This window comes from Alphaproteobacteria bacterium (assembly GCA_016699735.1).
Taxonomy (GTDB): Bacteria; Pseudomonadota; Alphaproteobacteria; order Micavibrionales; family Micavibrionaceae; genus JAGNKE01.
The window spans coordinates 850353-859218 of the sequence record CP065008.1 but is presented as its reverse complement, the minus strand read 5'-3'; the positions used below and the strand labels follow the sequence as shown (position 1 = coordinate 859218).

The window sequence follows — 8866 nt, the reverse complement described above, 5'->3', positions numbered from 1 at the left end:
ACTTATGAAAGGAAGATTATCCATGTGCGCTCGAAAAGCCCTTCATAAAACCCGTACGGTGCTGGCCAAGACTCCGGTCGTCGGGGGGTGGTTCGCGCCAAAGCCGAAGATCGCAGTGCTGCGGCTGGCGGGGGTGATCCGCGATACCAGCCTGGGCGGACGCAGCGGGATAAGCCATGAGCGGTTTGCTCCGCTGATCGAGAAGGCGTTCGAGGCGCAGCCGCTCAAGGCCATTGCGCTTGTGATCAACAGCCCCGGCGGGTCGGGGGCGCAGAGCGCCCTTATCTCAGGACAGATTCGCGCTCTGGCGGAGGAGAAGAAAATTCCTGTCCTCGCTTTCGTCGAGGATGTGGCGGCGAGCGGCGGATACTGGCTGGCCTGCGCGGCGGATGAGATTTACGCGCAGAAAATGTCCATCGTCGGGTCGGTGGGCGTGATTTCCGCCTCTTTCGGTCTCAAGGATCTGATCGAAAAGGCCGGAGTCGAGCGACGAATCCACACGGCGGGGAAGGATAAATCGTTTCTCGATCCGTTTGAGCCCGAAAAGGCGGCGGATGTGAAGCGCCTCTCTGAAATTCAAAAGGACATGCATGCGGTTTTCAAAGACTGGGTGCGCGAGCGGCGGGGCGAAAAGCTCAAGGGCGAAGATAACGAGTCATTCGAAGGTGCGTTCTGGACGGGCGGCGGTGCGCTTGAGAACGGGTTCATCGACGGGTTTGCCGAAATGCGGGCGTTTTGCCGGGCGCGGTTTGGAAAGGACGTCAAGTTTCTTGAATTTTCAGCGCCGCGCAAATGGTGGTCGGCGCTGTTTGATCTGCGCGGAGGCGGTGTTTCCTCCGCCTCCTCTCTGCCCGACGATCTGATCGATGCGGTTGAAGACCGCTTGGCCCGTTCGCAGTATGGGCTTTAAAGTTTTTAGATCGATCAGGCCTTCATCTTTTCGTGCAAGAACGATTTTACCTTATCCATATGGATGCGTTCCTGCGCCATCGTATTACGGTCGCGCACTGTCACCGAATGATCCACCGCGCTTTCGTTATCGACGGTGAAACAGAAAGGTGTGCCGATTTCATCCTGCCTTGCGTAGCGTTTGCCGATATTCTGCTTGATGTCCAGATCGACGGCGAAATCCTCACGGATATCCAGATAAAGCTTCTGCGCGAGGGGAACGTGTTCGTCCTTGGCGGTCAGGGGCAGGATCGCGGCTTTTTTCGGCGCCATGGAGGGGTGGAAATTCAGGTAAAGGCCCGAGGGGCGCTTCTCGTCTACGGTGTAGGCCTCGCAGATCAGGGCCAGAACGCCCCGCGAGAGGCCCGCCGCCGGCTCGATGACGTGCGGCATATAGCGGATTTTCGAATCGGTCGGGTCCATATATTCCAGCTTTGCGCCGGAATGTTCCTGATGCTGCGTCAGATCGAAGTCGCAGCGGTGGGCGATTCCCTCCAGTTCGCCGTAACCCGGCGCGGTGAAGGGGAAGCGGTATTCGATGTCCGCCGTGCCGAGGCCCGCCTTGGCGTAGTGCGAAAGTTCATCCGAATCGTGGTCGCGCATTTGCAGATTCGCGCTGGAGAGGCCCACGGATTTCCAGAAACGCTGACGCTCGGCGAACCAGAAATCGCGCCACATCTTCGCCTCGTCGGGGTGGCAGAACCATTCGAGCTCCATCTGTTCGAATTCCCGCGAACGGAAGATGAAGTTGCGCGGGTTGACCTCGTTGCGGAAGGCTTTGCCGATCTGGGCGATGCCAAAAGGCACGCGCACGCGCGACGAATCGAGCACGTTTTTATAGTTCAGGAAGATGCCCTGCGCCGTTTCGGGGCGGAGATAGACTTTGCTTGAGTCATCCTTGATTGCGCCCGCGTGCGATTCGAACATAAGGTTGAAATCACGCGGTTCCGTCAAATCGCCGCCGCAATTCGGGCAAGGAGTCTGCAACCCTGTGGCTGCCTTCTGTTCCGTGGCCATGTATTGCAAAATCTCGACAATAGACGCCGGACCGGAAAACTCTGTTGCTCCGGCCTTCTCCTGTAAATCCTGCGCCAGCCAAGACATCGTCACTTGCGGATTGCGAACTAAAGCGAGGCCCGGAGCCAGTTTTTTGCCCTTCGTTTCCGCCCACCGCAAAGCCTTGCCGCTATCAAATTTCAGAGATTCGCTATCGCCGCTTTCGCCAAATGCGTCCGCAAACGACAAAACCCATTCGCAATCCTTGAGCATATCCCATACATGGTCGGCTCGGAAAAGCTTTTTACACTTGCGGCAGGTCTGCATCGGGTCGGAAAAGCCGCCGACATGGCCGGAGGCGACCCAGGCTTTCGGGTTCTGGATGATGGCCGAATCGACGCCCACGATCTCCACAGGGCTGCCGTCCGGCCCTATGGGCGGTGTTATCACCATATCCTTCCACCAGCGGTCGCGCAGGTTGTTCTTTAGTTCCACGCCTAGCGGGCCGTAATCCCAGAATCCGTTGATTCCGCCGTAGATTTCGGAGGCTGCGAAGATAAAACCGCGACGTTTGCAGAGGGAAACAATGTCTTTCATCACCAAATAATCCGTTTTTTATTACTTTACACAGGGGCGCATCCGAGGTTCAGGGGCGAACTGAAGCGCCGCTCATCATGACCTGAAACTCCCCATAAAACAAGATATTGACCCCGATTATGCGTCGAAATGACTCGGGGTCGCCGCCTCCTGTGATTATTTTTTCAGAATCGGAACTATCTACTCCAAAATCGGCACTATGTAGTATATTATTATAATATTATTCCTTTTTATTAATGCTGTTTATTTATTTTTTTTGTGCGATAATTACTTTTATTGTATTTTTTAAGTAAAATTAATAATAAAAAATACATTGTTTTTTCTTGACAGTTCTATGCTTTGTTTATTATATTGACCTTGTTAGGAGAAAAAAGATGTCAGATGACATTCGCTCATTTCAGGATATCAATCCCACCGCCGGGAATCTTGGCGATAAGGATTCTTTTACGCGTGGTGCCGCGCGAGAGATTAACAGGACAAGGGCTCAAGACATAAGGGCGACCGCGACCAGAAGGGGTGGCGGGGACTGGTCCTCTGCATCTAAAGTTATGCTGGACGGCTTTAGACCGAGTTCAGAGATCGGTGTCGTCAGGGGGATCGGCTTAGGGGGGCTTGGCTCAATTAATTTTGCCGCCGTTGTGCAGAGCTTGCATAAGGAATTGGATTACGGCTGAACGAGTAAGAATTTTAGACAAGAGAAGTAAGGCGAAAAAGCCTTTGAAGTTGGGGGAAAGGGGCGTCCGAGCGGGTTCGGCGCCTTTTTCATTTTCGAAGCTATTTTTACAAAAATCAGAACTATATCTACCCTAAGGGGATGTAATATTATTTAATTTATTTTTTTGTTTTATTATTATTGTTATTGATGCTTTATTGTTTTACTTTCAGATTTGCCTACTGTTTTTTTTATTTGCATTTTATTATGTATTTTTTTATAATTTCCTTATGGTGATATTATGACTCTTTTTGCTTACGATCCTTCTACTGACGATGATCATCTACGGAGGTCTTTCCAGGATTATGACCCTTCGAACAACGGCTCTTTGAGACGAGATTCAGCGTGGCTGAGCTTTAGAACTAACGCCCGTATGCAGCGTTCGGCTGACCGGGGCAGAAATCATGAAGTGGAAAAAGAGGAATTTGAGCGGGATATGCTTTTACTTAGTATGTCCTCTTATAAGCCCAGCAATTTATCTTTTTCTGAGATTGGTGGATTTTTGGGCTTTAGGCTTTTTGGACGCCCCGAACAAGATTTGTCTTATGAAAATATTTGAAGCTGCAGCTGAATTGACTGTTGTCGGACTGTTTTTTACGATGCTATTTTGAAACTGAAAAGTGCCGTCCCCCGACCACAAGATTGTCCATGAAAGGGTTCTGCCTTTATTCATGCTTAAAAATTAGTCTTCATTCAGTTATCTCTCTTAATATCCAAAAAAAATTGTCTTCGTACGGCCTTGGCTGAGCAATACCAGAGTGTATCCTTTAAGCTCAGGTGTTCCGATTGCTTTTATGACATCCGTTACATTTTTCATTTTCTTGTCATTTATTTCCAAAATGATGTCTCCGGGTGAAAGGAACCGCTGGCGCATTTTCTGCGGCACACGGAGAACAACCACACCCTTTTCCGGCCCGCTATAATCCAAGTCGGCAGCAACGGCTGGATTCAGGTTCGCGATGGTTATGCCGTTGAGCATGTGGCGACCTTTCAGAGTAGTTTCCTGTCTTGGCGGATCGTCCGGCGGCGGCAGAGCCTGCACCGTTAAAGTCAGGGTCTTGCCTTCTCGCAGGATTTCGAGCTGGGCCTTTTCCCCGACTGGAACCGTGGCCATACGGAATTTCATTTCTGCGGCGTCATGAACGGCGTGGCCGTTAAAGGTCGTCACGATGTCACCCGGTTTTGCGCCGGCGCTCAGCAGTGGGCTGGCAGGGTGCATATCCATGATGATCGCGCCGCCAGGGCGCGATAACCCAAGGCTTAAGGCGATGTCAGGGGTCACCGACTGAACATTAGCGCCGAGCCATGGGCGCACAACACCCTTTACACTTCCCTGACCGCCTTTTTCCGAGGCGACAACAGTGGCGACCATCTCCGAAGGGATGGCAAAGCCGATTCCCAATGAGCCGCCGCTGCTTGAAAAAATGGCGGTATTGATTCCGACCACACCGCCATCCATGGCGACCAAAGGACCACCCGAGTTTCCGGGGTTAATCGCGGCGTCGGTCTGAATAAAGAAATTGAAATCATTAATGTCCAGAGAGGATCGTCCCTGCGCCGAGACGATACCGCTTGTTACCGTCTGACCTACACCGAAGGGGTTACCGATGGCTAAAACCAGATCGCCAACCTCAAGAGATTCGCTGGGTTTGAGGGTCACGAAAGGCAGGGGTTCCGAACCGGGGTCAATCCGCAGCAAGGCCAGATCAGAGGCTTTGTCAATCAGGGCGAGTTGCGCCGGAAACTCCCTTCCGTCCGTTAAAACAACCACGATTTCGGTTGCCGAGTCTATGACATGGGCGTTGGTGGCGACCAAACCGTCGGGCTGTAAAATGACACCCGATCCCAAAGAGGCCTCGATATGCTGACGTATCGGCATATCGAGCATATTGTTTCTGAAAAATTGACGGAAAAACGGGTCGGCCATAAAGGGATTCTGCGCGGCCACCACGCGCTTGGTGTAAATGTTGACCACGGCGGGCTTGACTTTTTTGACCAGCGGCGCGAAGGACAGCTGAATCTGCTCCCGGTTTTGCGGAATTTCCTCGGCCAGAGCCGCAATGTGCGCTTCTTGGGACAGGGCCAAGCCCAAGAAAATGGCCACAAGCAAGACTAGTATGGGAAAAAAAATTCTGTTAAGCATAGCGGTGTTGTATAAGACAGGTTGCTTTTTGTTGCAATACTTCATGAGAAAATGCTTTTGATTCATAACGTTAGGACGCTATGACTCTTGATCCTCATCCTTTACGTCTGAGCATCTCCGACATCCGGGCGCGGAAGAACTCTGCTGCGCCTCTGGTTTGTCTTACAGCCTATTCCGCCCCTATGGCCCAACTTCTGGATCCGCATTGCGATATTCTGCTGGTCGGCGATTCCGTGGGTATGGCGTTGTATGGGATGGACAACACACTGACCGTCACGCTGGATATGCTGATCGCACACGGGCGGGCCGTCATGCGTAAACGCCGTAAGGCGTGTGTGTTAGTTGATATGCCCTATGACACGTATGAACAGTCCTCTGCCTTGGCGTACCAGAGCGCTCTCAGGCTTATGACGGAGACCGGCTGTGACGGGGTCAAACTTGAGGGAGGGCGCGAGATGCAAGAGACGATTGCCTATCTCTCATCAAAGGGTATCCCCGTCATGGCGCATATTGGTTTGAAGCCTCAGTCTGTCGTGAAAGAGGGGGGTTACAAAATTAAAGGGAAAACGCCCGAAGAGGCGGATGCTCTCATAGAGGATGCCCGTGCCGTGGAAGCCGCAGGGGCGTTTGCCATTCTCATAGAAGGCACAGTCGAGCCCGTAGCCCGCGCGATAACGCTGGCCGTCTCCATTCCAACGATTGGAATCGGCGCTTCTCCGGCTTGCGATGGGCAAATTCTGGTTACCGAAGATCTTCTCGGTTTGACCGTCGATCATACGCCAAAATTCGTCAAGACATACGCCAATCTGGGAAAGATCATTACGGATGCGGTTTCTTCGTACGCCAAGGATGTACGGGTCCGAGCCTTTCCCGATGAGAGTCATGTTTATAAATCAGATGCTAAAACTAAGACATGAATATCGTTCGCACACGATCCGCGCTTGAAGCGTTTGTCCTAAAAGCCCGTTCAGACGGGCGCACAGTCGGTTTTGTTCCCACCATGGGCGCCCTTCATGAAGGGCATCTTTCGCTTGTTCAGACCGCACGGCGCGAAACCGATTGCGTGGTCGTCAGTATTTTTGTCAACCCAACGCAGTTTGCCCCGCATGAGGATTTCGGCTCCTATCCCCGCACCGAAGAGACCGATCTTGCGTTGCTCCAATCTGTCGGCGCGGATATCGTCTTCCTTCCTTCCGCCGCCGAGATTTATCCTGACGGTTTCGGGTCTGCGATTACCCCCGGCCCCTCGGCCGAAGGGCTTGAAAGCGATTTTAGGCCGCATTTTTTCGGCGGTGTGGTGAATGTCGTCAGTCGACTTTTTCATGCCGTTAAGCCTGATGTCGCTGTGTTCGGAGAAAAGGATTTCCAGCAATTACAGGTGATCCGCGAGATGGTGGAGGCTCTCAAGCTCCCCATTCGAATCGTGGGAGGACCGATCGTACGCGATGCGGACGGTCTTGCCCTTTCCTCACGAAACGCTTACCTTTCGCCGGAAGAACTTATTGTCGCCCGCACCCTCAATCGTGCGTTATCCGTCGCTGCCGATGCCATCCGCGACGGTGAAAAAGCCGAAGATATCTGTGCCGAGGCCGCTGAGAAACTTCTCAAGAGCGGTTTCAGAAGCGTCGATTACATCAAGGTTCGTTGGGGGCGAGTTTTGGCCGCCGTCTGGCTTGGGAAGACGCGGCTAATTGATAATGTTTCCATTATTTAGCTGACTGGTACTGTTTTTTGCGCTGGTTAAACTTTATTGCAAAACAAAAGGCTCCAAAGAGCCTTTTATCGTTGATTCCAACTTATGTAAGTCTGCTAAACGGCTTCCTGGTCTTCGACGATTTCATCGTCGAACTGGGTAGGGCCGGAGTCCTTACCTTTTGCTTCGGGATCGCGGTCCACGAGTTCAATGACGGCTCTGGGCGCCGCATCGCCGTAGCGGAAGCCGGCCTTGAGAACGCGGGTATAACCGCCGGGGCGGTCTTCATAGCGTTCGGCCAGAACATCGAAAAGTTTTTTGACCTGTGTCTCGTCCCTCAGGATCGCTATCGCCTGACGTCTTTTGGCCAGGGACACCTTCGGGTTGGCGGCCGCCTGCTTGCCCATGGTGATTAGCTTTTCGACGTAAGGCTTAAGCTCCTTGGCCTTCGGCAGGGTCGTGATGATCTGCTCATGCTTGATCAGAGCCGCTGCCATGTTGGCCAGCATCGCCTTACGGTGGCTGCTGGTACGGTTCAACTTGCGCTGTTTCAATCCATGTCTCATTTTAGTCTTCCTTTCCTGCCGTTTTTAGCGGCTGCTGCGGCCTTGCCCCGGATAGGACAAGAACCATGGTATTTCCTTTCATCACTTGCCTTGCAAAGGGGCCGTTTCATGGAAGGGGTGGACACATTGTCCCTTTGGTCTCGTCAAGGCCGAAGTATGAATTCGACCTTGAGTATTGGTTAAAACTGCTGCTCGTCGATTTTACGGACGAGGTCTTCGATATTCTCCGGTGGCCAACCTTCAACCTGCATACCGAGATGCAGACCAAACAGCGCCAGAACTTCCTTGATTTCATTCAAGGATTTGCGGCCGAAGTTCGGGGTGCGGAGCATATCGCTCTCGGATTTCTGAACGAGATCGCCGATGTAAATGATGTTATCATTCTTGAGGCAGTTGGCGCTGCGGACCGACAGTTCCAGTTCTTCGACCTTCTTGAGAAGGTTGCGGTTGAAGGGAAGCTCCTGCTCTTCGGATTTCTCCTTGACTTCCTGTGGCTCATCGAAGTTTACGAATATCTGCAACTGATCCTGAAGAATGCGGGCGGCGAAGGCTACGGAATCTTCGGGGCTGATGACGCCGTTGGTTTCTACGGTCAGGGTCAGCTTGTCGTAGTCTGTGATCTGGCCGACGCGGGTGTCGGTGACTTCGTAGGTGACCTTACGGACAGGTGAGAAGACGCTGTCGATCGGAATAAGACCGACGGGAGCTTCTTCCGGTCTGTTCAGAGACGCCGGACGGTAGCCCTTGCCGGTGTTCACGGTCATTTCCATGTTCAGCCTTGCCCCCTTGTCGAGGGTGCAGATGATGAGGTCCGGGTTCATGATCTCAATATCGGCCCCGGCTTCGATCTGCGCGGCGGTGACTTCACACGGCCCTTCGGCGGACAGGCGCATCCTTTTCGGGCCTTCGGAGTGCATACGCACGCTGAGCGCCTTCAGGTTCAGAATAATGTCGGTAACGTCCTCGCGCACACCTTCAATCGAAGAGAATTCGTGCAATACGCCCTCGATCTGCACCGCCGTGACGGCCGCGCCCTGAAGCGATGAAAGGAGAATACGACGCAATGCGTTACCCAACGTCAAGCCAAAGCCGCGCTCCAGCGGATCGGCGACGACCACACCCGTATTGGGCTGGCGGCTGGGTTTGACTTCAAGCTTCGCGGGTTTAATCAGTTCTTGCCAGTTTTTCTGTATCAACATGTTCCTGCTCTT

General features: G+C 52.8%; 9 protein-coding genes. 5 read left to right on the top strand and 4 right to left on the bottom strand.

The window, feature by feature from the left end:
* The first annotated feature begins 22 nt into the window (after positions 1-22).
* Positions 23-910, top strand: a complete 888-nt coding sequence (locus IPN28_04210; protein ID QQS58030.1) for a S49 family peptidase — start codon at positions 23-25, stop codon at positions 908-910.
* Positions 911-924: 14 nt separating this feature from the next.
* On the opposite strand, the gene IPN28_04205 is transcribed toward IPN28_04210, so the two are convergent.
* Positions 925-2541 (bottom strand): glycine--tRNA ligase, encoded by a 1617-nt coding sequence (locus tag IPN28_04205; protein ID QQS58029.1) that lies wholly within the window; start codon positions 2539-2541, stop codon positions 925-927.
* Between the two features lie 374 nt (positions 2542-2915).
* Between IPN28_04205 and IPN28_04200 the strand changes: the two genes are divergently transcribed.
* Together IPN28_04200 and IPN28_04195 are read left to right on the top strand one after the other, a co-directional pair.
* Positions 2916-3215, top strand: coding sequence for a hypothetical protein (locus IPN28_04200; GenBank protein ID QQS58028.1), 300 nt, complete (start codon positions 2916-2918; stop codon positions 3213-3215).
* A gap of 279 nt (positions 3216-3494) precedes the next feature.
* Complete coding sequence (locus IPN28_04195) at positions 3495-3812, top strand: hypothetical protein (protein ID QQS58027.1); 318 nt, start codon at positions 3495-3497, stop codon at positions 3810-3812.
* 147 nt (positions 3813-3959) lie between these two features.
* Here IPN28_04195 and IPN28_04190 read toward each other — a convergent pair whose 3' ends face one another.
* Positions 3960-5396 (bottom strand): Do family serine endopeptidase, encoded by a 1437-nt coding sequence (locus IPN28_04190; GenBank protein QQS58026.1) that lies wholly within the window; start codon positions 5394-5396, stop codon positions 3960-3962.
* Between the two features lie 80 nt (positions 5397-5476).
* Between IPN28_04190 and panB the strand changes: the two genes are divergently transcribed.
* Together panB and IPN28_04180 are read left to right on the top strand one after the other, a co-directional pair.
* Positions 5477-6313: a 3-methyl-2-oxobutanoate hydroxymethyltransferase gene (panB, locus tag IPN28_04185; protein ID QQS58025.1), complete on the top strand. Its 837-nt coding sequence runs from the start codon at positions 5477-5479 to the stop codon at positions 6311-6313.
* On the top strand, positions 6310-7110 hold the full coding sequence (locus IPN28_04180; protein QQS58024.1) for a pantoate--beta-alanine ligase: 801 nt from the start codon (positions 6310-6312) through the stop codon (positions 7108-7110). The genes panB and IPN28_04180 overlap by 4 nt, the downstream gene beginning before the upstream one ends.
* Positions 7111-7205: 95 nt before the next feature.
* On the opposite strand, the gene rplQ is transcribed toward IPN28_04180, so the two are convergent.
* Positions 7206-7655: a 50S ribosomal protein L17 gene (gene rplQ, locus IPN28_04175; GenBank protein QQS58023.1), complete on the bottom strand. Its 450-nt coding sequence runs from the start codon at positions 7653-7655 to the stop codon at positions 7206-7208.
* A 179-nt stretch (positions 7656-7834) separates the two neighbouring features.
* A complete protein-coding gene (locus IPN28_04170; GenBank protein QQS58022.1) occupies positions 7835-8854 on the bottom strand; it encodes a DNA-directed RNA polymerase subunit alpha in 1020 nt (339 codons plus the stop codon).
* Between the last annotated feature and the right edge of the window lie 12 nt (positions 8855-8866).